We start from the raw sequence: 235 nt of genomic DNA, 5'->3' as shown, positions 1-235 counted from the left end.
AGCCGGCATTGGCCAGGCTGATCGGGAAGATCGGCAGCGGCTGGGCCGGGTTCGGATTCTTGAAGGCCGAGCGATCGAGGTTGAAGCCGCCCGCCTTGTAGCCGCGCGAATAGCTTGCATAGAGCAGGATGTTGTCGACCGGCTTCCACGAAAGGATCGCGGTGCCGGTAAACTTGTTCTCCTTGCGCTGGTCGTTCAGCGTCAGCCCGTTGAGCGCCGAGGACGAGCCGCCCTG

Annotated in this window: 1 protein-coding gene; it reads right to left on the bottom strand. The window is 63.4% G+C overall.

The genetic code is table 11. From position 1 onward, the window contains the following. Positions 1–235, bottom strand: a 235-nt coding sequence (locus NLU14_RS22910) for a TonB-dependent receptor domain-containing protein (protein ID WP_275710940.1), incomplete at both ends; no start/stop codon positions are given.

The organism is Marinobacter iranensis (assembly GCF_029207565.1).
Classification (GTDB): Bacteria; Pseudomonadota; Gammaproteobacteria; order Pseudomonadales; family Oleiphilaceae; genus Marinobacter; species Marinobacter iranensis.
This window is presented reverse-complemented; position numbering and strand designations above follow the sequence as displayed.